The 18,911-nt window shown below is 70.4% G+C and carries 21 protein-coding genes; 11 read left to right on the top strand and 10 right to left on the bottom strand.

The window, feature by feature from the left end:
- The first annotated feature begins 21 nt into the window (after window positions 1-21).
- Window positions 22-696 (top strand): RadC family protein, encoded by a 675-nt coding sequence (gene radC / locus ACO2TI_RS17205; RefSeq protein WP_423286191.1) that lies wholly within the window; start codon window positions 22-24, stop codon window positions 694-696.
- Window positions 693-1,370 carry a Smr/MutS family protein gene (locus ACO2TI_RS17200; RefSeq protein WP_423286190.1) on the top strand — a complete coding sequence of 226 codons (678 nt, stop codon included), beginning with the start codon at window positions 693-695 and terminating at the stop codon, window positions 1,368-1,370. The genes radC and ACO2TI_RS17200 overlap by 4 nt, the downstream gene beginning before the upstream one ends.
- A gap of 155 nt (window positions 1,371-1,525) precedes the next feature.
- On the opposite strand, the gene ACO2TI_RS17195 is transcribed toward ACO2TI_RS17200, so the two are convergent.
- Window positions 1,526-2,725, bottom strand: a complete 1,200-nt coding sequence (locus ACO2TI_RS17195; RefSeq protein WP_423286187.1) for an MFS transporter — start codon at window positions 2,723-2,725, stop codon at window positions 1,526-1,528.
- A complete protein-coding gene (wrbA, locus tag ACO2TI_RS17190) occupies window positions 2,725-3,360 on the bottom strand; it encodes an NAD(P)H:quinone oxidoreductase (RefSeq protein ID WP_423286185.1) in 636 nt (211 codons plus the stop codon). Before wrbA ends, ACO2TI_RS17195 begins: the two co-directional genes overlap by 1 nt.
- Before the next feature lie 103 nt (window positions 3,361-3,463).
- Between wrbA and ACO2TI_RS17185 the strand changes: the two genes are divergently transcribed.
- Both ACO2TI_RS17185 and ACO2TI_RS17180 read left to right on the top strand, forming a co-directional pair.
- Window positions 3,464-4,411 (top strand): LysR family transcriptional regulator, encoded by a 948-nt coding sequence (locus ACO2TI_RS17185; RefSeq protein WP_423286183.1) that lies wholly within the window; start codon window positions 3,464-3,466, stop codon window positions 4,409-4,411.
- A 660-nt stretch (window positions 4,412-5,071) separates the two neighbouring features.
- Window positions 5,072-5,245, top strand: a complete 174-nt coding sequence (locus tag ACO2TI_RS17180) for a hypothetical protein (protein WP_423286182.1) — start codon at window positions 5,072-5,074, stop codon at window positions 5,243-5,245.
- A 16-nt stretch (window positions 5,246-5,261) separates the two neighbouring features.
- Here the strand turns inward: ACO2TI_RS17180 and ACO2TI_RS17175 are convergent, their stop codons facing one another.
- Genes ACO2TI_RS17175 through ACO2TI_RS17165 form a run of 3 tightly spaced genes read right to left on the bottom strand, consistent with a single transcriptional unit; the run spans window position 5,262 to window position 7,260 of the window.
- Window positions 5,262-5,666 carry a group II truncated hemoglobin gene (locus tag ACO2TI_RS17175; RefSeq protein ID WP_423286179.1) on the bottom strand — a complete coding sequence of 135 codons (405 nt, stop codon included), beginning with the start codon at window positions 5,664-5,666 and terminating at the stop codon, window positions 5,262-5,264.
- 59 nt (window positions 5,667-5,725) lie between these two features.
- Complete coding sequence (locus ACO2TI_RS17170) at window positions 5,726-6,517, bottom strand: MinD/ParA family protein (RefSeq protein WP_423286178.1); 792 nt, start codon at window positions 6,515-6,517, stop codon at window positions 5,726-5,728.
- Window positions 6,514-7,260 carry a diguanylate cyclase gene (locus tag ACO2TI_RS17165; protein WP_423286175.1) on the bottom strand — a complete coding sequence of 249 codons (747 nt, stop codon included), beginning with the start codon at window positions 7,258-7,260 and terminating at the stop codon, window positions 6,514-6,516. The genes ACO2TI_RS17170 and ACO2TI_RS17165 overlap by 4 nt, the downstream gene beginning before the upstream one ends.
- A gap of 172 nt (window positions 7,261-7,432) precedes the next feature.
- On the opposite strand from ACO2TI_RS17165, the gene ACO2TI_RS17160 reads away from it, so the two are divergent.
- Genes ACO2TI_RS17160 through ACO2TI_RS17150 form a run of 3 tightly spaced genes read left to right on the top strand, consistent with a single transcriptional unit; the run spans window position 7,433 to window position 10,087 of the window.
- On the top strand, window positions 7,433-8,290 hold the full coding sequence (locus ACO2TI_RS17160) for a CheR family methyltransferase (RefSeq protein WP_423286174.1): 858 nt from the start codon (window positions 7,433-7,435) through the stop codon (window positions 8,288-8,290).
- A 7-nt stretch (window positions 8,291-8,297) separates the two neighbouring features.
- Complete coding sequence (gene cheD, locus ACO2TI_RS17155) at window positions 8,298-8,945, top strand: chemoreceptor glutamine deamidase CheD (RefSeq protein WP_423286173.1); 648 nt, start codon at window positions 8,298-8,300, stop codon at window positions 8,943-8,945.
- 56 nt (window positions 8,946-9,001) lie between these two features.
- Entirely contained in the window at window positions 9,002-10,087 is a 1,086-nt protein-coding gene (locus ACO2TI_RS17150) for a protein-glutamate methylesterase/protein-glutamine glutaminase (RefSeq protein WP_423286171.1), read from the top strand.
- On the opposite strand, the gene hemW is transcribed toward ACO2TI_RS17150, so the two are convergent.
- From hemW to ACO2TI_RS17125, 5 genes are all read right to left on the bottom strand, one after another.
- Complete coding sequence (gene hemW / locus ACO2TI_RS17145; RefSeq protein ID WP_423286389.1) at window positions 10,074-11,297, bottom strand: radical SAM family heme chaperone HemW; 1,224 nt, start codon at window positions 11,295-11,297, stop codon at window positions 10,074-10,076. The genes ACO2TI_RS17150 and hemW overlap by 14 nt on opposite strands.
- A gap of 19 nt (window positions 11,298-11,316) precedes the next feature.
- Window positions 11,317-11,958 (bottom strand): non-canonical purine NTP pyrophosphatase, encoded by a 642-nt coding sequence (locus tag ACO2TI_RS17140; RefSeq protein WP_423286170.1) that lies wholly within the window; start codon window positions 11,956-11,958, stop codon window positions 11,317-11,319.
- Window positions 11,959-11,963: 5 nt separating this feature from the next.
- Window positions 11,964-12,689, bottom strand: a complete 726-nt coding sequence (rph, locus tag ACO2TI_RS17135; RefSeq protein WP_423286169.1) for a ribonuclease PH — start codon at window positions 12,687-12,689, stop codon at window positions 11,964-11,966.
- Between the two features lie 87 nt (window positions 12,690-12,776).
- The gene (locus ACO2TI_RS17130) at window positions 12,777-13,697 is read right to left on the bottom strand and encodes a PP2C family protein-serine/threonine phosphatase (protein ID WP_423286167.1); all 921 of its coding nucleotides are present in this window, start codon (window positions 13,695-13,697) and stop codon (window positions 12,777-12,779) included.
- Window positions 13,698-13,722: 25 nt separating this feature from the next.
- A complete protein-coding gene (locus ACO2TI_RS17125) occupies window positions 13,723-14,691 on the bottom strand; it encodes a serine/threonine protein kinase (RefSeq protein WP_423286165.1) in 969 nt (322 codons plus the stop codon).
- A gap of 25 nt (window positions 14,692-14,716) precedes the next feature.
- Between ACO2TI_RS17125 and ACO2TI_RS17120 the strand changes: the two genes are divergently transcribed.
- The 4 genes from ACO2TI_RS17120 to ACO2TI_RS17105 all read left to right on the top strand — a co-directional run bounded on the left by ACO2TI_RS17120 (window position 14,717) and on the right by ACO2TI_RS17105 (window position 18,906).
- On the top strand, window positions 14,717-15,610 hold the full coding sequence (locus tag ACO2TI_RS17120) for a YicC/YloC family endoribonuclease (RefSeq protein ID WP_423286164.1): 894 nt from the start codon (window positions 14,717-14,719) through the stop codon (window positions 15,608-15,610).
- A 14-nt stretch (window positions 15,611-15,624) separates the two neighbouring features.
- Window positions 15,625-16,245, top strand: coding sequence for a guanylate kinase (gene gmk / locus ACO2TI_RS17115; RefSeq protein ID WP_423286386.1), 621 nt, complete (start codon window positions 15,625-15,627; stop codon window positions 16,243-16,245).
- A 29-nt stretch (window positions 16,246-16,274) separates the two neighbouring features.
- Window positions 16,275-16,478: a DNA-directed RNA polymerase subunit omega gene (gene rpoZ, locus ACO2TI_RS17110; RefSeq protein WP_423286163.1), complete on the top strand. Its 204-nt coding sequence runs from the start codon at window positions 16,275-16,277 to the stop codon at window positions 16,476-16,478.
- A gap of 118 nt (window positions 16,479-16,596) precedes the next feature.
- Window positions 16,597-18,906, top strand: coding sequence for a RelA/SpoT family protein (locus ACO2TI_RS17105; RefSeq protein WP_423286162.1), 2,310 nt, complete (start codon window positions 16,597-16,599; stop codon window positions 18,904-18,906).
- The last annotated feature ends 5 nt before the right edge of the window (window positions 18,907-18,911 follow it).

The following is an 18,911-nucleotide window of genomic DNA, read 5'->3' as shown; positions in this document are numbered from 1 at the left end:
GTAGGTTTCGGCCCCGACACGATGCCCCTGAAGGACTTGCCACCCGAGGCGCGCCCGCGCGAGAAGCTGCTGGCGCGCGGCGCCGCGGCGCTCGCCGACGCCGAGCTGCTGGCGCTGCTGCTGCGCACCGGCACGCCGCAGCGCGACGTGCTGCAGCTGTCGCAGCACCTGCTCGACGGCTTTGGCGGTCTGGCCGGCCTGCTCGCGCTGCCGGCCGAGGCGCTGGCCAAGGTCAAGGGACTCGGCCAGGCCAAGCGCGCCGAGCTGGTCGCCGTGCTGGAACTGGCGCGCCGGGCCATCGCGGCCCAGCTGGCGGCGCGGCCGGTCTTCGAGTCGCCCGAAGCGGTGCGCGATTACCTGCGGCTGCAGCTCGCGGCGCTCGACCACGAGGTCTTCGCCGCACTGTTCCTCGATTCGCAGCACCGGCTGCTGGCCTTCGAGACGCTGTTTCGCGGCACGCTGACGCAGACCAGCGTCTACCCGCGCGAGGTGGTCAAGCGCGCGCTGGCGCTCAATGCCGGTGCGGTGATCCTGGCGCACAACCATCCCTCCGGCGTCGCCGAGCCTTCGCGCGCCGACGAGACCCTGACCCGCGCATTGCGCGACGCGCTGGCGCTGGTCGACGTGCACGTGCTCGACCACATGGTGATCGCGCGCGGCGGCAGCGTGTCCTTCGCCGAGCGAGGCCTGCTGTGACCACGCGCCGCCCCACGCCCAGGCCGCTGCACAGCCTGTCCGATCTCGGCGAGCTGCAGCGCCGGCTCGAAGCGCAGCGGCGCGAAGCCGCGCGGCTCGAGGCCGAGCGGCGCGAACGCGAGGCCGCGGCCACGCGCGAGCGCGACCTGTTCGCGCGCACGGTCGGCCCGGTGACGGCGCTGCCTGCGCGCGATCGCGCCCACGTGCCGCGCCCCCGCCGCGAGGCACGCGCGGCGCAGCGCGAACGCGACGAGCAAGCCGTGTTGCGCCAGGCGCTGTCGGACGACTTCGATGTCGAAACCCTGCTCGACACCGACGAGGGCCTGGCCTTCCGGCGCCCGGGCGTGGGGCCGGACGTCGTGCGCAAGCTGCGCCGCGGCATCTGGGCGATCCAGGCCCAGCTCGACCTGCACGGCCTGCGCCGCGACGAGGCGCGCGAGGCGCTGGGCGACTTCCTGCGCGACGCCCAGCGTCATGGCCTGCGCTGCGTGCGCGTCGTGCACGGCAAGGGCAACGGCTCGCCGGGCCGCGAATCGGTGCTGCGCGACAAGGTGCGGCGCTGGCTGGCCCAGAAGAACGAGGTCATGGCCTATGCGCAGGCGCGCCCGAGCGACGGCGGCGCCGGCGCGCTCGTCGTGCTGCTCGACGGCGGGCCCGACGCACCGAGCCGCTGAGCCCGAGCGGCCCTCCCGCGCACGGAAGAGAGCAAGGCTTGGGCTCCCTTGCCCCCACCACGGGGCGACGGGGGGTAAGGGGCAGCGCCAGCTAGCTATGGCGAGTTGGAGGCCCTGGACCTCCGGGGTGGGCATGATCGCCGTCCAGCATGCCGTCAGGTCCCATGCGAGCGGCCCCTCCCTGCAGCCAGCCCAGCGGCCACGGCACACAGGCCGCCGACACACCAGGACACCACCGGCCACCCCCAGGTGGACGCCAGGCTGCCGGCGGCGAGCGGGCCGATCACCAGGCCGAGATTGTTGCCCTGCATCAGCCCTCCCAGCGTGGCGCCGACCAGTGCCGGCCGGGGCGCAGCCGCCGGCGCGAGACTGAACAGCACTGTGGGCACGAGGCCGCCCACGGCGGAGAAGGCCAGGCAGGCCACATAGGCACCCGGTGCCGGCATCGCAGGAAGGAACACCACGAGGGCGCACGGGGCCAGGCCCGCGAAGGCCGCCGCGAGCAGGCGGCGAGGCGGCACTCCGCGCGCCAGCAAGGCCCCGGCCGCGAGGTTGCCCGCCGCGCCCAGCGCGACCGCCAGCGCGGTGAGCACGCCGGCCGTCGGTCCCGGCAGTCCCCAACGTTCGGCAAGCACCATCGGAAGGAACGTGACGACGGCGAAAAAGGCGGCCGAAAAGAGGGTGAACAGGAGCGCCAGTCGCCGCGGCGCCCGGGCGCGCAGCAGCGCGTGAAGATCGGCGCGTGCCAGGCCCTGCGCACGCACCGCTGCGATGGGCCGGGCGGTTCCCACGAGCAGCGCGGCTGCGACGGCGATCAGGACGGCCGCGTTCAGCAGCCAGTAGGCGCGCCATCCCACGGCGTGCAACCACGGCGCGCCGAGCATGACCGTCGCCATGCCGAGCGGCATGAAGGTGCTCCAGGCGGCGAAGGCGCGAGTTCGCTGCGCCGGCGCGGTGGCCGCCTCGATCAGGGCTGGCGCCGCGACGGCCACCGCCAGGAACCCCACGCCTTCGACAACTCGGGTGGCCAGCAGCGTGACCGCGCCTGCAGCGGCCGCTCCGAGCGCGCTGGCGAGTGCCTGCAGCGCGAGACCCGCCAGCACCAGCCGGCGTGCGCCGACGCGATCGACCAGCACGCCGGTCGCGACGCCGGCGAGCGCACCGACGATGGCGAAGGCCGACAGCAGCCCCGAGGCCGCGGTGAGCGTGAGCTGGAGGTCCGATCGCAGCAGGTCGAGCGCGACGGGCGCCTTGCCCGCCTGAAACGCCGACACGATGCCGGCCAGGACGGACAGCGCGACGGTGCGCCAGGCGCCCTCCACCGGAGGGCCCACGGTGATCGGCGAGCGCACCATCACATGCGGGCGCCCGCCAGGTGGCGGCGACCGTACGCGAGCGCCTGCGCTGTGCGCGCCACGTGCGCACCCTGGAAGCGCGCGCCGGCGCGCTCGTTGGCGCTCGGGGCCCGGTGGCCGCCGTGCCCGTCGTCGGCGATCGTCGAGGCGCCGTAAGGGCTGCAGCCACTCACCTCGTCCATGCGGCTCTGGCCCTTGAAGGTGTAGGGCAGCCCGACCACCACCATGCCGAGGTGCAGCAGCACCACGTGCGTGGTCAGCACCGTGGCTTCCTGGCCGCCGTGCTGACTGCCGGTGGACGTGAAGACGCTGCCCACCTTGCCGACCAGCGCATCGCGCGACCAGACACCGCCCAGGCGGTCGATGAAGTTCTTCATCTGGGCGGCCATCGTGCCGAACCGCGTCGGCGTGCCGAACACGATCGCGTCGTACCCGGCCAGTTCCTCCACCGACGCGATCTCCGCCGGCTGGTCGAGCTTGTAGCCTGCGTCCGCCCTGACCTGCGGCGGCACCAGTTCCGGCACGCGCTTCACGGTCGCCTCGGCGCCCGCCTCCCGGGCGCCGGTCGCGACTTCATGGGCCATGGCTTCGACATGACCGTAGGACGAGTAGTAGAGGACGAGCACCTTGACCATCGAAGGACCTCTTTCATCGGTTAGACAGACCGTCACTGTGGCGCCAACGATCGATCGACAGAAGTGACAAAATTTCGACTCTCTCGATCGATGGAGTAGATCAATGCTCGATGGAATGACGCTGGGCCAGATCCGCACGTTCGTCGCGATCGCGGACGCCGGCAGCTTCCGCGCGGGCGCCGCGAAGCTGCTGCGCGCACAGTCCGCGGTCAGCCATGCCATCGCCTCGCTCGAGTCGCAACTGGGTGTGCTGGTCTTTGATCGCACGGGCCGGCGTCCGGTCCTCACGTCCCACGGGAAGGCACTGCTGGAGGACGCGCGCGCGGTCCTCCTGAAGGTGGACTTCATGCGCGCACGCGCACGCGCACTCTCGGAGGGGCTCGAGATGGAGCTGTCCATCGTCGTCGACACGCTCTTCCCGATGCCGCTGGTGGCTGCTGCGCTGCGCGAGCTCAACCAGGCGCTCCCGACGGTGCGCGTGCGCATCGAAGTGGCGGCGCTGGGCGGTCCGTTCGAGGCGCTGGCCGAGGGCCGCTGCACCCTCGGCATCACGGTAGGTCAGGGCTTCAGCGACCCGCGCATCGAACTGGCGTCGGTGCTGCCAGTGCCCTTCGTGGCGGTCGTTGCGGCCTCGCACCCCCTGGCCGAGATCGCCCGGCGACGCGCACGGCTGCGCAGCGCCGAACTCGCCGAGCACCTGCAGATCGTGCAGGAGGATCCGTCGCGGCTGTCCGAAGGGCGCGACTTCGGCGTGTTGTCACCGCAGACCTGGCGGGTCTCCGGGCAGGACACCAAGCGGGCCCTGATCTTCGGTGGCGTGGGCTGGGGCCGCCTGCCGCTGTGGTCGGTTGAGCGCGATCTCGGCGCGGGGCACCTGGTGCGCGTGCCCGCCGCCGCCTTCGGCAGCGACGGGGAAACGACGGAGCCCTCCTACGTGGCGCACCGCATCGACCACCCGTTCGGACCGGCCGCGCGATTCATCCGCGACTGGCTGCTGCAGCATGGGAAACCGGCCCCGGCAGCGAGGCCGCGCCGACCGCGCGACCGCTGATTCGGCGCAGTTGAGCTGCGCTATTGCCGCCTGCTCATTGCTCATGGTGACCACCTGCCACCCCGCATGCTTCCGAACCGGTGATGCCATGACACGTTGGGGCGGCAAAGACGTGCTCGACAGCCGCGAGGCAACGAAGGCGACATCTACCGACTTGACCTGGGCGGCGGGCAGGACTGAATGCTCGACGGCGGCGGGACAAGCAACCGCATCGAGCTCGGCAACGGGTGCTCCGCCGAGTAGATCCGGCTGCGGCGCACCGGATCGGACCTGGAAGTCGGAGGTCGGCATCTATCAGTCCTCGCTGCAACCCTTGATCGCCAGCAACTGGCAACAAGGCTGACGGCCGCTTCCGTGCCAAGCAATAGAAGAGAGGCAGGGGTCCGAACGCTCCTGCCTCTTTGTCCTGGTGTGCAGAACCCCGGGGCCTGCCGGGCCCTCATCCCAGCCCTCACCCCTGGCCGCGGGGTCGAACAACCGCTCGTCGGCCGATAAGCTCCGTTCATCGGCGCCGGCGGGCCGGTCGCCGCAATCGGGGGGCCCATGAATCGAAAACCGTTGTGGCCGGGCGGCCGGGTCAGCGTCGCTGCGCTCGCCGTTGCGGCAGGCTGTTGCCTGGTGGCGGCACCGACTTCGGCCGCAACGTCGGCCCCGGTGGCCATGCATTCGTCCACGGCGGCTTCGGCAACGACCGCGGCGCCTGCCGACGCCCTGCTGAACGATCCGGCCGAGATCGCCGGCACCGCCACCGGCGTGCTGTCGCCCGGCTTCGCGCTGCTGCTGGCGGCGCTGGCGGTCGGCCTCTACCTCGGCGGGCGCGGCCGGCGCGACTGACCCGGCGAGCTGCCCCTCAGCCGCCGCGGTTGCGCATCCAGTCGGCCGTGTTCGCGAACGCGGCAGCCAGGCGCTCGCGCAGCGGCACGTCGATGGCCAGTTCGTCCATCGCCTGTGCCATGCAGGCCAGCCACTGGTCGCGCTCGCGGATGCCGATCGAATACGGCAGATGGCGCGCGCGCAGGCGCGGGTGGCCGAAGCGCTCGATGTAGAGGCCGGGCCCGCCGAGCCAGCCGCTCAGGAACCAGTAGAGCTTGTCGCGAGAGCCGGTCAGCTCGTGCGGATGCACCGCGCGCAGATCGCGGTACGCCGGCTCGAGGTCCATCAGGTCGTAGAAGCGGTCCACCAGCGCGCGCACGGCGGCATCGCCGCCGAGCAGGTCATAGGCGGTCGCCGCGGTGTCGGTCGCTTCGCTCGTCATGGCGGAATTGTCGCCGGCCGTGCCGATCGGCGGCTTGTGCAGGGTCAGGCGTCGACGCCTCAGTCAGCCAGCCGCTGCGCCAGCGGCGCAAAGGCCTGGGCCGCCGCGGCGCCCGGCATCGCCTCCACCAGCAGCTGGCGGCGCTGCACCGCCTCGCGCACCGCCGGGTCGCTCGGCACGTCGCCCAGCAGGTTCAGGCGCACCGCCGTACCGACGGCCGGCGCGACGAAGCGGTCGACCACCTGCTGCAGCTGGGCGGCGACCGCACGGCCGTCGCCGCTGCGCGCGACCTGATTGACCACGAGGCGCAGCTCATGACGCTGCTGCTGCGTCGCCAGGACCTTGATCGTCGCGTAGGCGTCGGTCAGCGCGGTCGGCTCGGGCGTCGCGACCACGAGCACCTCGTCGGCGAGCGACACGGCGTGCAGCACCACGTCGGAAATGCCGGCGCCAGTGTCGAGGATCACCACGTCGAAGCGCGGGCGAACCTGGTCGACGATGGCCTGAAGCTTGTCGCGCACGTCGGGCGTCAGCCGCGAGTACTCGACCAGGCCCGAACCGGCCAGCAGCACCGAGAAGCCGCCCGGCGCGGCCAGCGTGGCCTGCTCCAGCGTGGCGCGCTCGGTGAACACGTCATGCAAGGTGATCTTGGGGTGCAGGTTGAGCACCACGTCGAGGTTCGCCAGCCCCAGGTCGGCGTCAAGCACCAGCACTTGCAGGCCACGCCGGGCCAGCGCCGCGGCGAGGTTGGCGGAGATGAAGGTCTTGCCGACGCCGCCCTTGCCGCTGGTGACGGCAACGATGCGCGCGCGGCGGCCGCGAGCGGGTGCTTCGGTGGGGGTCGCGGTCATGGCTTGGGGAAGTGCTGGGCCGGTTCGTCGAGCGGCATCGGTGCGGACAGGCCGAACAGCAGGCCCTTCTCCTCGGCACTGACTTCGGTCGTGGCGGTCGTTTCGAGGCAGGCGCGGTTGCGACCGGCCGCCTTGGCTTCGTAGAGCTGGCGATCGGCGCGCTCGATCCACAGGCTGGCCGACGAGCGCACCCATGGCGGCGCGAACGCACCGCCGACGCTGGCGGTCACCTTGAGCGCCAGGCTGTTGGAGATGGGCACCGGTCGCGACTCGATGCGCCGGCGCACGCGCTCGGCCACGGTGGCACCAAAGGCCGGCGGGCAGTTGGGCAGGATGACCGCGAACTCCTCGCCGCCGTAGCGCGCGACGGTATCCATCGGGCGCACGCAGTCGAGCAGTGCCTGGGCCACGGCCTGCAGCACCAGGTCGCCGGCCGCGTGACCGTGGGTGTCGTTGATCGACTTGAAGTGATCGAGGTCGAGCAGGAGCAGCAGCGCCGGCTCGCCGGCACGGGCCACGCGATCGGCCTCGCGCTCGAGCGCCAGCTCGAACTGGCGACGGTTGGCCAGGCCGGTCAGCGCATCGCGGCTGGAGACTTCGATCAGGCCGTCAATGACCTGCTGCAGCCACTGCGGATCGCGCGGATCGCCGCCCGACGGCAACGCGACGCCGGAACGCCCGAGCAGCTGCAGCGCGGCATCCAGGCGCAACTCGGCAGGCACGTCGGCGGAACGGTCGGTCATCGGGGCAGGTTCTGTTCGCGGTCAGTCTAGCGGTGACCGGCACGCGCCAGCCTTCGAACTGCGCCACCGAGGTACCCCATCTTCCGAGATATGCGGCTCTCAAGCTCCCCACACTGGCAGCCGATAACCCGCTGACGCCCGTCTCCCACGGGCCAGCACTGTCCCGTTGCCGATGAGCGCCGTCCTGTCCGCATCTGTTCCCGCCGTTGCCGATCGGGAGTTCGACTTCGCCCCGAGCGACTTCGAACGCGTCAAGCGCCTGATCTACGAGCGCGCAGGCATCCACCTGCAGCCCGGCAAGCAGGCCATGGTTTACAGCAGGCTGTCGCGCCGGCTGCGCGAGACCGGCCACCGCTCGTTCGCCAGCTACCTGCAGTGGCTCGAGCAGGCGCACGGCGCGACCGCCGAGCAGGAGTGGCAGCAGTTCATCAATTGCCTGACCACCAACCTGACCGCCTTCTTCCGCGAGGAGCACCACTTTCCCCTGCTGGCGCAGGCGCTGTCGCAACGCCGCGGCCAGTCGCAGCGGATCTGGTGCAACGCCGCCTCGACCGGCGAGGAGCCCTACTCGCTGGCGATGACGGTCGTCGAATCGCTCGGCGCGCAGCCGAACGCGCGCATCGTCGCCAGCGACATCGACACCAACGTGCTCGACCGCGCGCGCCGCGGCGTCTATGGCGCCGACTCGCGCGGCCTGTCGCCGGAACGGCTGCGCCAGCACTTTCTTCGCGGCACGGGCCCCAACGCCGGGAGCATCCGCGTCAAGCCCGAGCTGGCGCGGCTGATCGAGTTCCGCACGTTCAACCTGATGAGCGCGAGCTGGTCGCTCGGCGAGCCGTTCGACATCGTGTTCTGCCGCAACGTGATGATCTACTTCGACGCACCGACGCAGCGCCGCGTGCTCGAGGGCATGCACCGCGTGATGAAGCCGGGCTCGCTGCTGTTCGTCGGGCATTCCGAGAACTTCACCGACTCGCGCGACCTGTTCCGCCTTCGCGGCAAGACCGTCTACGAGCGCGTGGACAGCTGAGAATCCCATGAGCCTGCTCGCCAGCACCGCCGCCGCGCGCCCACCCTCGCGCCTTGATGCCCTCAAGGCCGCGCCGCGCAAGCCCGGCGAGGCCTCGTTCTTCTTCTTCGACGCGCACTTCAAGACCGACACGGTCAAGGTGCTGCCCGGCGAGTACTTCGTGCACGACGAGGACGTGCTCATCATGACCACGCTGGGTTCGTGCATCGCCTGCTGCCTGTGGGACCGCGAGCGCCGCATCGGCGGCATGAACCACTTCATGCTGCCCGAGGGCGGTGCCGGCGCCGACAGCGGGCGCTACGGCAGCTTCGCGATGGAGCTGCTGATCAACGAGATGATGAAGCGCGGCGCGAGCCGGCTCGCGCTCGAGGCCAAGGTGTTCGGCGGCGGCGCGGTGATCAGCGGCATGAACACGATCAACGTCGGCGAGCGCAACACCGCCTTCGTGATCGACTACCTGAAGACCGAGCGCATCCCGGTGGTCAGCAAGGACGTACTCGACGTCTACCCGCGCAAGGTCGGCTTCTTCCCGGCCAGCGGCAAGGCGGTGGTCAAGCGGCTCGCGGCCAGCGCGCCCGACCTCGTCGCCCAGGAGCGCGCGGCGGCCAGGTCGGTGCCGGCCGCCGGCGCCGGGGGCTCGATCGACCTGTTCTGACGCCGTCGCGACGAACGAGCGCGACAACGACCGCAACAACGACAAGGACCGAACGCATGGCAGCCAAGAAGACGCGCGTGGTGGTGGTGGACGACTCCGCTCTCGTGCGCAGCCTTCTCACCGAGATCATCAATCGCGAGCGCGACATGGAGTGCGTGGGCGCGGCGAGCGACCCCTTCGTCGCGCGCGAGATGATTCGCAACCTCGACCCCGACGTGATCACGCTCGACGTCGAGATGCCGCGCATGGACGGCCTCGACTTCCTCGGCAAGCTGATGCGCCTGCGGCCGATGCCCGTGGTGATGGTCTCCACGCTGACCGAGCGCGGCGCCGAGGTCACGCTGCGCGCGCTGGAGCTCGGTGCGATCGACTTCGTCGCCAAGCCCAAGATCGGCGTCTCCGACGGCCTGCGCCAGCTCGGCGCCGACATCACCGACAAGATCCGCACCGCCTCGGGCGCTCAGGTCAAGAAGCTGGCCGCGCCCGCGGCCGACAGCGGCACGTCCCGGCCGATCACGCCGGTGCCATCGCTCGGGCGTCTGTCGACCGAGAAGATCATCTTCATCGGCGCGTCGACCGGTGGAACCGAGGCCACGCGCGAGGTGTTGGTGAACCTGCCGGCGGACAGCCCCGCGGTGATGATCACGCAGCACATGCCGGCCGGCTTCACCAAGAGCTACGCGACGCGGCTCGACGGCTTGTGCCGCATCCGCGTCAAGGAAGCCAGCGACGGCGAACGGGTGCTTCCGGGCCATGCCTACATCGCGCCGGGCGGCATGCATCTGTCGGTCGAGCGCTCGGGTGCGAACTACATCGCGCGCGTGCAGGACGGCGAGCCGGTCAACCGCCACAAGCCCAGCGTGGAGGTGCTGTTCAAGAGCGCCGCGCGAGTGGTCGGGCCCAACGCGGTTGGCGTGATGCTCACCGGAATGGGCGCCGACGGCGCGCGGGCGATGCGCGAGATGCGCGACGCCGGCGCCTACAACGTCTGCCAGGACGAGGCGAGCTGCGTGGTCTACGGCATGCCGCGCGAAGCGGTGGCGGCAGGCGCCGCGCACGAGGTGCTGCCGCTGGCGAAGATCGCCGGCCACCTGGTCGAGCGCTTGCGCGCCACGGCCGGCATGTCGCTCAACCGGGTTTGAGGAAGAGCGACTGCAGGTCGCTCAGGAAGTCGAAGCCGCGGTCGGTGGGCCAGGCGCGCTGAGCATCGCGCGCGAGCAGGCCCTTGCTCTCCGCCTCGTCGAGGCCGGCGAGGATGCTGTTCAGCGGCAGCCCGGTGCGCTCGATGTAGCGCGCGAACTCGAAGCCGTCCTTCAGCCGCAGCGCGTTGAGCATGAACTCGAACGGCAGATCGTCGGCCGCGACCTCGTGCTCGTTCGACACCGGTTGGCCGGCCAGCGCCTGTTCCATGTACTTGGCCGGCTCGCGCCAGCGCACCTGGCGCACGACGCGCTCGGCATAGCTCAGCTTGCCGTGCGCGCCGGCGCCGATGCCGAGGTAGTCGCCGAAGCGCCAGTAGTTGAGGTTGTGCAGGCATCGGTGCCCCGGGCGCGCGTAGGCCGAGATCTCGTAGCGCTCCATGCCGGCGCCGTCGGTGCGCGCCGTGACGAGATCGAGCATCTCCGATGCAAGATCGTCGTCGGGCAGCCCCGGCGGCGGACGCGATCCGAACACCGTGTTCGGCTCCATCGTCAGGTGATAGAGCGACAGGTGCGGCGGCGCGAACGCCAGCGCCTGCGACAAGTCGGCCTCCAGATCCGCCAGCGACTGGCCCGGCAGCGCGTACATCAGGTCGAGGTTCCAGGTCTCGAAGCAGGCCGCGACCTCCTCGACGGCGGCCAGGGCCTGGGCGCGATCGTGCACGCGGCCCAGCGCCTTCAGCTTGGCGTCGTCGAAGCTTTGCACGCCGACCGACAAGCGCGTGACGCCGGCCTCGCGAAACGCACGGAAGCGCTCGCGCTCGAAGGTGCCGGGATTGGCCTCGAGCGTGATCTCGCAGCCGGGCTCGAACGGCAGGCGCGCGCGCAGGTCGGGGATCAGCCGCGCGATGCCGTCGGGCGAGAACAGGCTGGGCGTGCCGCCGCCGATGAAGACGCTGACGATGCGGCGGCCCCAGACGGCCGGCAGCGAGGCCTCCAGGTCGGCGACCAGCGCGTCGAGATAACGCCGCTCGGGCAGCTCCTGCGAGCGGACCTCGTGGGAATTGAAGTCGCAGTAGGGGCACTTGCGCAGGCACCACGGCAGGTGCACGTACAGCGCCAGCGGCGGTGGCGCCGGCAGGCGCAGCGCGCCGGGCGTCAGGTGCAGCGAGACGGCCTGCTCATGCCCCGACACCCGCAGCGGGATCGGCACGCGCTTGCCTTGGGGGGCATCAGCCACCGCGCGACTCCAGCCGCCAGGCCTCGCGCATCAGGCCGAACATCTGCGCGGCTGCGCGCGCGCGATGGCTCATCGCGTTCTTGATCTCGGCGTCGAGCTCGGCGACCGTGGACTTCAGCGAGGGAATGAACATCAGCGGGTCGTAGCCGAAGCCGCCCGTACCACGCGGCGCCGCGAGGATCTCGCCGCCCCACCGGCCCATCGCGACCAAGGGCTCGGGGTCGTCGGCGCTGCGCACCGCGACCAGCACGCTGACGAAGCGCGCGGCGCGATCGGTCGCGCCGGCCAGGCGTTCGAGCAGCAGCGCATTGTTCGCGGCGTCCTGCGCGGCGCGGCGCTGCTCGCGCTCGCCCGGCACCAACGGCAGCGGCGCGTAGACCGCCGACTGCACGCCCGGCGCGCCGCCGAGCGCGTCGACGCACAGGCCGGAGTCGTCGGCGATCGCCGCGAGGCCGCTGGCCAATGACGCGTGACGCGCCTTCGCGAGCGCGTTCTCGATGAACGTATGGTGCGGCTCGTCGGCCTCGGCGATGCCGAGCTCGCCCTGCGGCAGCAGCTCGATCGGCAACGACGCGAACAGCGCACGCAGCTCGGCGAGCTTCTTGGCGTTGTTGGAGGCGAGGACGAGCTTCATCGGCTTCACTGGGCGAGTGCTTCGCGCTGCAAGGCGATCAGCCGGCCGATGCCGGCCTCGGCCAGCGCCAGCAGGCGGTCCATCTCGGCGCGCGTGAAGGCCGCGCCCTCGGCCGTGCCCTGCACCTCGACGAAGTGGCCGGCGCCGGTCATCACGACGTTCATGTCGGTGTCGCAGGCCACGTCTTCGACGTACTCGAGGTCGAGCAGCGGCGTGCCCTCGACGATGCCCACGCTGATCGCGGCGACCGCGTCGCGCAGCGGGCTGGCGGTGATCTTGCCCTGCGAGAGCAGCCAGGTGATCGCGTCGGCCAGCGCGACGTAGGCACCGGTGATCGCGGCGGTGCGCGTGCCGCCGTCTGCCTGGATCACGTCGCAGTCGAGGTGGATGGTGCGCTCGCCCAGCGCGGCGAGGTCGACCACCGCGCGCAGCGAGCGCCCGATCAGGCGCTGGATCTCCTGCGTGCGCCCGCTTTGCTTGCCACGCGCGGCCTCGCGGTCGCTGCGCGTGTGCGTGGAGCGCGGCAGCATGCCGTACTCGGCCGTGACCCAGCCCTCGCCCGAACCCTTCTTGTGCGGGGGCACGCGCTCCTCGACCGAGGCGGTGCACAGCACCTGCGTGTCGCCGAAGGTGACCAGGACGGAGCCTTCGGCGTGCTTGGTGTAGTGGCGCTGCAGGCTGACCTTGCGCAGCGAGTCGGCGGCGCGGCCGGCGGGGCGGGTGAAGCTCATCGATGGGGTCCTTGAAAGGCCGCGGGGCCCGGGACGTTCATCCTGGGCCCCGCTGGGTGGTTCGGGTGCGATTGTCGCGCAGCGCGGCTAGGACTTCTTCTGCTGGGCCGAGCGGCGGATCGCCTCGTTGATCTCGCGGATCGAGCGCTCGATCTCGGCTTCATCCAGCTCGTCGGGCTCGCCGGTGCCGGCGCCGACGCTGGCCTGAATGGTCGAGGCGAACACTTCTTCGCCGAGCGTCTGTGTCGAGATGCCGCGCGAGGTCTCGAAGTCCTCGGCCGCCTCCCATTCGACGGCGATCACGGTGACGTTGTCGCTCTTCGGGCCACCGTTGCGCAGGGCCTGCTCGACGAGTTCGGGCACCGCGTCGGCGATCGGCTTCTGTGCGAGCTGGGCGGTGATCTCTTCGTCCGAGACGCTGCCCCACAGGCCGTCCGAGCACAGCAGCAGCTTGTCGCCGCCTTGCAGGATCATCGGGCCGACCGTGTCGACCACCGGCTTGCCCGGGCTGCCGAGGCAGGTGAACAGCACGTTGCGGTTGAAGCGCTCGCCCATCGGCACAACCTGGGCCATCGTCTCTTGCAGTTCGGAGTAGCTGTGGTCGCGCGTGCGCGCGATGAGCTTGTCGCCGCGCACGAGATACAGCCGCGAGTCGCCGCAGTGCGCCCAGTAGGCCGAGTTGCCCTGCAGCACCACCGCCACCACGGTCGTGCGCGGCGTGTCGATCAGCGCTTTTTCGGTCGCGTAGCGGATCAGCTGGTGGTGGCCCGCGATGACGGCGTCGTGCAGGAAGCGCGTCGGATCCTTGAGCACCGGCTTGGCGTCGCGCTGGAAGATCGCCGCCAGCGTCTGCAGCGCAAGCTGCGAGGCGACCTCGCCTTCCGGGTGGCCGCCCATGCCGTCGGCCAATGCGAACAAGCCCGAGTCGCGCGTGTAGCAATAGCCCATGCGGTCTTCGTTCTTCTCGCGTCCGCCCTTGCGGCTGACCTGGTAGACGGAGAACCTCATGCGCTTTCCTCGCGATGGGCCAGGCTCAGGCCTTGGCTCCGGTCTTGATGTTCTCGAGCTGCAGCTTCAGGCGTTCGCTGAAGCTGAGCTTGGTGTAGCGCCGCTCGGTCTCGCGCGCAAGCTCCTTTTGCAACGCGAACACGCTTTGCGGGCGCGACAGCGGATCGAGCGACATGCACCACTCGGTGACCTCGATCAGGTTGTCCGAGTAGACATTGCGCAGCCGCGACAGCGACAGGCCCAGGCGGTCCTTGTCGAGGCGCTGCGGGGCGTCGTTGGGCGGGTAGCCTTGCATGCAGGCGTAGATGCACGCGCCGATTGCGTAGATGTCGGTCCACGGGCCCAGCGTGCCGTCGCGGCGGTACATCTCGGGCGCCGCGAAGCCGGGCGTGTACATCGGGCGGATGAAGTTGCCTTCCTTGCTCAGCACCTCGCGCGCCGCGCCGAAGTCGAGCATCACCGCCTTGTTGTCGTTGGTGATGAAGATGTTGGCCGGCTTGATGTCCAGGTGCAGCATCTTGTGCTGGTGAACGATGCGCAAGCCGCGCAGGATCTCGTCGAACAGGCTGCGGATCGTCGATTCGCGAAACACCTTGTCGCGCTTGAGATCGCGCGCGGTGACGATGAAGTCCTGCAGGGTGTCGCCCTGCAGGTAGTTCATCACCATGTAGACGGTTTCGTTCTCGCGGAAGAAGTTCAGCACCGAGACCACGCTCGGGTGCGAGATCTGCGCGAGCGAGCGGCCCTCCTCGAAGAAACTCTTCAGGCCCAGGCGGTACAGCGGCTGTTTCTCGGGCTTGACCCGCGGGGTCAGTTCGCCGGGCTGTCGTTCGGCCAGCGAAGCGGGCAGGTATTCCTTCAGCGCGACGAGTCGGCGCTCGGCGTCCTCGGCGAGGTAGACGACGCCAAAGCCGCCGGCTGCCAGCTTCTTGACGATCTGGTAGCCCCCGACCACGGTGCCAGCTGGCAAGGGGGCGGGTTTCGCCTTTGACATAATCGGATTTTGCAATGCGATAGCGATGTCAGTCTACAGCATGACCGGCTACGCCCAGGCGATGGGCGAGGCCAATGCGCCCGGCGAGCCGGGCATGGCCATCGAGCTGCGCTCGGTCAACAGCCGCTTCCTCGACCTCGCATTTCGCATGCCTGACGAAATGCGCCCGATCGAGCCGGCGCTGCGCGAGTTGCTCACGGCCTCGCTGCGCCGCGGCAAGGTCGAAGTCCGCGTGGCGACGCGCGATTCGGCCGACAGCGGCCTGCCGCATCCGCATCCGGAACAGCTCAGCGCGCTCGCGCGCCTCGAAGGCACCGTCCAGGGCTGGCTGCCCAAGGCCCAGCCGCTGTCGGTGCACGAAGCGCTGCAGTGGTGCCGCGCCGGCACCTCGGCGCCGCGCAGCGACGAAGCCGTGATCGAGATCGCGCGCAAGGCGGTGGCGGCGCTCAACGAGGCGCGTCGGCGCGAAGGCGCCAAGCTGGTCACGATCCTGTCGCAGCGCATCGCGCGCCTGCGCGAACTGGCCACCGAGGCCGAACCTCTGCTGCCCCAGGTCGTCGAGCGCCAGCAGCAGCGCTTCCTCGAGCGCTGGCGCGCCGCGCTCGAAACCACCGGTGCGGCGCAGAGCGTGCCGGCCGAGGCGCTGCAGGAGCGCGCGCTGGGCGAGGCCGCGGCGTTCGCTCTGCGCATCGACGTGGCCGAGGAACTGGCCCGGCTGCGCGCGCATCTGGAAGAGGTGGACCGCCTGCTCGCCGCCGGCGGCGAGATCGGCAAGCGGCTGGACTTCCTGATCCAGGAGCTGCATCGCGAGGCCAACACGCTGGGCTCGAAGTCGGCCGCGCTCGAGCTGACGCAGATCTCCGTCGAGATGAAGGTCGCGATCGAGCAGATGCGCGAGCAGGTGCAAAACATCGAATGAGCAGCACAAGCGCCATGGACTACCCCGGCAACCTCTTCGTCGTCGCCGCCCCCAGCGGGGCCGGCAAGTCCAGCCTGGTCAAGGCGCTGCTCGAGCTCGACGCGCACCTGGCGGTGTCGGTCTCGCACACGACGCGCCCGCCGCGCGGCCAGGAGGTCGACGGCCGCGAGTACCACTTCGTCGCCGAGCCGGTATTTCGCGACATGATCGCCAAGGGCGCGTTCTTCGAGTGGGCCGAGGTGCATGGCAACCTCTACGGCACCTCGCGGCTGGCGATCGAGAAGCGCCTGCAAGACGGCGAGGACGTCGTGCTCGAGATCGACTGGCAAGGCGCGCTGCAGATCAAGAAGCTGTTCCCGAACGCGACCCTGATCTTCATCCTGCCGCCGAGCTGGGACGAGCTCTTGCAGCGCCTGCACCGCCGCGGCGAAGATGCGCCGGAGGTCATCGAGACGCGCATGGCCAACGCCCGCGAGGAGGTCGCGCAGGCGCGTCACTTCGACTACGTGGTGATCAACGCGGTATTCGAGACCGCGCTTTTCGACCTCAAGGCGATCGTCCACGCCCAGCGGCTAAAATACGGTCGTCAGCGCCGCAGCAAGGCGGCCGTGTTCCAGGCACTGCACCTGGACTGATTCCCTCCCCTCTGCCTTGGAGCGCCCGCATGGCCCGCATCACCGTCGAAGACTGCCTGAACAAGATCCCCAACCGCTTCCAGCTGGTGCTGGCTGCCACCTACCGCGCGCGCATGCTGAGCCAGGGCCACGCGCCCAAGGTCGAGACCAAGAACAAGCCGGGCGTCACGGCCCTGCGCGAGATTGCCGCCGGCCAGGTCGGCATCGAGATGCTGAAGAAGGTGCCGGTCTAAGCCGCCCGCCTCCCGCCCTGACGGCCCGCCCTGTGCGGGCCGTTTTGCTTGGCGGCACGAGCGTCGGTGCCAAGCCCATGCGCATTGGCGGCCGCGCGGCCTCCGCTACCATGAGGCCATGCCCTCCCGTGCGGTTTCCGCTGTTCGCAAGAAGCTGAGCGAGGCGCTGCCGGCCTTCATGCTCGGCGGCTCGACCCCGCCCGGCGCCGTCGTGGCCGCGCCCGACCCGCCGGCGCCCGAAGCCGGCAGCTTCGGCGCGCTGAAGATCAAGCTCGACTACCTCGACGCCGCCGAGTTGCGCCAGGTGCGCGACGCCTACCGCTTCGCCGACGAGGCCCACCTGGGCCAGTTCCGCGCCAGCGGCGAGCCCTACATCACCCATCCGATCGCGGTCGCCGGCCTGTGCGCCGACTGGAAGCTCGACGCCCAGGCCATCCAGGCCGCGCTGATGCACGACGCGATGGAGGACTGCGGCATCACCAAGCCGGAGCTGATCGAGCGCTTCGGGGCGCCGGTCGCCGACCTGGTCGACGGCCTCACCAAGCTGGACAAGCTGCAGTTCTCGACGCGCGAGGAATCGCAGGCGGAGTCGTTTCGCAAGATGCTGCTGGCGATGTCGCGCGACGTGCGCGTCATCCTGATCAAGCTCGCCGACCGGCTGCACAACATGCGCACGATGGACGCGATGGCGGTGGCCAAGCGCGGACGCATCGCGCGCGAAACGCTCGACATCTATGCGCCGATCGCGCACCGGCTGGGCCTGAACCAGACCTACCGCGAGCTGCAGGAGCTCTCGTTCCAGTACCTCAAGCCCTGGCGCCATGGCGCGCTGGCCAAGGCGCTGGCGCGTGCGCGCGGCAATCGCCGCGACATCGTCGAGCGCGTGCAGCGCGACGTCGAGCGCTCGTTCAAGGAAGCCAAGCTCAGCGTGCAGGTCTGGGGCCGCGAGAAGACGCTGTACTCCATCTACCGCAAGATGCACGACAAGCACCTGAGCTTCGCCCAGGTGAACGACGTGTTCGGCTTTCGCATCGTCGTGACGACGCTGCCCGAGTGCTATCTCGCGCTGGGCGTGCTGCACCAGCTCTACAAGCCGCTGCCCGGGCGCTTCAAGGACTACATCGCGATCCCCAAGGCCAACGGCTACCAGTCGCTTCATACCACGCTGGTGAGTCCGCTGGGCACCGCGGTCGAGTTCCAGATCCGCACCGAGGCGATGCACCTGGTGGCGGAGAAGGGCATTGCCGCGCACTGGCTCTACAAGGCGCACGGCGCCGGCAGTTCGGACGCGCAGGCGCTGGGCGCGATGTGGCTGCAAAGCCTGCTCGACATCCAGGACGAGACGCGCGACGCGGCCGAGTTCCTCGAGCACGTGAAGATCGACCTGTTCCCCGACTCGGTCTACGTGTTCACGCCCAAGAGCCAGATCCTCGCCCTGCCCAAGGGCGCGACGCCGGTGGACTTCGCCTACGCGATCCACAGCGACGTGGGCGACCATTGCATCGCCGCCAAGGTCAACGGCGAAGCGGTCGCGCTGCGCACCGAGCTGCGCTCGGGTGACGTGGTCGAGGTCGTCACCGCGCCGAGCGCGCGGCCCAATCCGGCCTGGCTGAACTTCGTGCGCACCGGCCGCGCGCGCTCGAAGATCCGCCACTACCTTAAGACCATGGAGGCCGAGGAGTCGCTGCGCCTGGGCGAGAAGATGCTCGCGCAGGCGCTGCGCGCCGAGGGCCTGACGCTGCCGGGCGGCGACGAGACCACCGACGACCCCGGCCAGGCACCGCTGTGGCAGGCGCTGCTGCGCTGGAGCGCGAACAAGACGCGCGACGAGCTGCTGATCGACATCGGCCTAGGCAAGAAGATTCCCGGCATCGTCGCCAAGCGCCTGGCGGCGCTGCTGGCCGAGCGCGGGGCACGGCCCGACGCGCTGACGCTCACCGCCGGGCGCTACATCGCCGACGAGAGCCAGCCCGGCCACGGCACCGTGGTGATCGACGGCAGCGAGGGCGCGACGCTGCAGCTCGCGCAATGCTGCCGTCCGATCCCGGGCGACGCGATCGCCGGCTACCTGGGCCGCGGCGAGGGCCTGGTGGTCCACACCACCGACTGCAGCGTCGCCAAGCGACTGGCCACGCGCGACAGCGAACAGTGGATCACGGTCGAATGGGCCGAGGCGCCCGAGCAGGCGTTCGAAACCGCGGTCAGCGTGCTGGTGAAGAACGGCAAGGGCGTGCTGGCGCAGGTGGCCTCGGCGGTCAGCGGCGCCGAGGCCGACATCGTGCACCTGGACATGAGCGACACCCGCTCGGCCGAGACCGCCGAACTGCGCATGCTGATCGCAGTGCGCGATCGCCTGCACCTGGCGGACGTGCTGCGCACCCTCAAGCGCACACCGGTGGTGCTGCGCGCGGCGCGCGTGAAGGGCTGAAGCCG

The organism is Caldimonas sp. KR1-144 (genome assembly GCF_049446155.1).
Taxonomy (GTDB): domain Bacteria; phylum Pseudomonadota; class Gammaproteobacteria; order Burkholderiales; family Burkholderiaceae_C; genus Rivibacter.
This window is presented reverse-complemented; position numbering and strand designations above follow the sequence as displayed.

Excerpts from the sequence above, each read along its gene's own strand:
- ACO2TI_RS17160 (WP_423286174.1), top strand. The coding sequence starts at position 7,433 with ATGAGCGCCGTCCTGTCCGCATCTGTTCCCGCCGTTGCCGATCGGGAG.
- ACO2TI_RS17185 (WP_423286183.1), top strand. The coding sequence starts at position 3,464 with ATGCTCGATGGAATGACGCTGGGCCAGATCCGCACGTTCGTCGCGATC.
- ACO2TI_RS17150 (WP_423286171.1), top strand. The coding sequence starts at position 9,002 with ATGGCAGCCAAGAAGACGCGCGTGGTGGTGGTGGACGACTCCGCTCTC.
- ACO2TI_RS17140 (WP_423286170.1), bottom strand. The coding sequence starts at position 11,958 with ATGAAGCTCGTCCTCGCCTCCAACAACGCCAAGAAGCTCGCCGAGCTG.
- ACO2TI_RS17180 (WP_423286182.1), top strand. The coding sequence starts at position 5,072 with ATGCATTCGTCCACGGCGGCTTCGGCAACGACCGCGGCGCCTGCCGAC.
- rph (WP_423286169.1), bottom strand. The coding sequence starts at position 12,689 with ATGAGCTTCACCCGCCCCGCCGGCCGCGCCGCCGACTCGCTGCGCAAG.
- gmk (WP_423286386.1), top strand. The coding sequence starts at position 15,625 with ATGGACTACCCCGGCAACCTCTTCGTCGTCGCCGCCCCCAGCGGGGCC.
- cheD (WP_423286173.1), top strand. The coding sequence starts at position 8,298 with ATGAGCCTGCTCGCCAGCACCGCCGCCGCGCGCCCACCCTCGCGCCTT.
- rpoZ (WP_423286163.1), top strand. The coding sequence starts at position 16,275 with ATGGCCCGCATCACCGTCGAAGACTGCCTGAACAAGATCCCCAACCGC.
- ACO2TI_RS17170 (WP_423286178.1), bottom strand. The coding sequence starts at position 6,517 with ATGACCGCGACCCCCACCGAAGCACCCGCTCGCGGCCGCCGCGCGCGC.
- radC (WP_423286191.1), top strand. The coding sequence starts at position 22 with ATGCCCCTGAAGGACTTGCCACCCGAGGCGCGCCCGCGCGAGAAGCTG.
- wrbA (WP_423286185.1), bottom strand. The coding sequence starts at position 3,360 with ATGGTCAAGGTGCTCGTCCTCTACTACTCGTCCTACGGTCATGTCGAA.
- ACO2TI_RS17120 (WP_423286164.1), top strand. The coding sequence starts at position 14,717 with ATGTCAGTCTACAGCATGACCGGCTACGCCCAGGCGATGGGCGAGGCC.
- ACO2TI_RS17165 (WP_423286175.1), bottom strand. The coding sequence starts at position 7,260 with ATGACCGACCGTTCCGCCGACGTGCCTGCCGAGTTGCGCCTGGATGCC.
- ACO2TI_RS17195 (WP_423286187.1), bottom strand. The coding sequence starts at position 2,725 with ATGGTGCGCTCGCCGATCACCGTGGGCCCTCCGGTGGAGGGCGCCTGG.
- ACO2TI_RS17175 (WP_423286179.1), bottom strand. The coding sequence starts at position 5,666 with ATGACGAGCGAAGCGACCGACACCGCGGCGACCGCCTATGACCTGCTC.
- ACO2TI_RS17105 (WP_423286162.1), top strand. The coding sequence starts at position 16,597 with ATGCCCTCCCGTGCGGTTTCCGCTGTTCGCAAGAAGCTGAGCGAGGCG.
- ACO2TI_RS17125 (WP_423286165.1), bottom strand. The coding sequence starts at position 14,691 with ATGTCAAAGGCGAAACCCGCCCCCTTGCCAGCTGGCACCGTGGTCGGG.
- ACO2TI_RS17130 (WP_423286167.1), bottom strand. The coding sequence starts at position 13,697 with ATGAGGTTCTCCGTCTACCAGGTCAGCCGCAAGGGCGGACGCGAGAAG.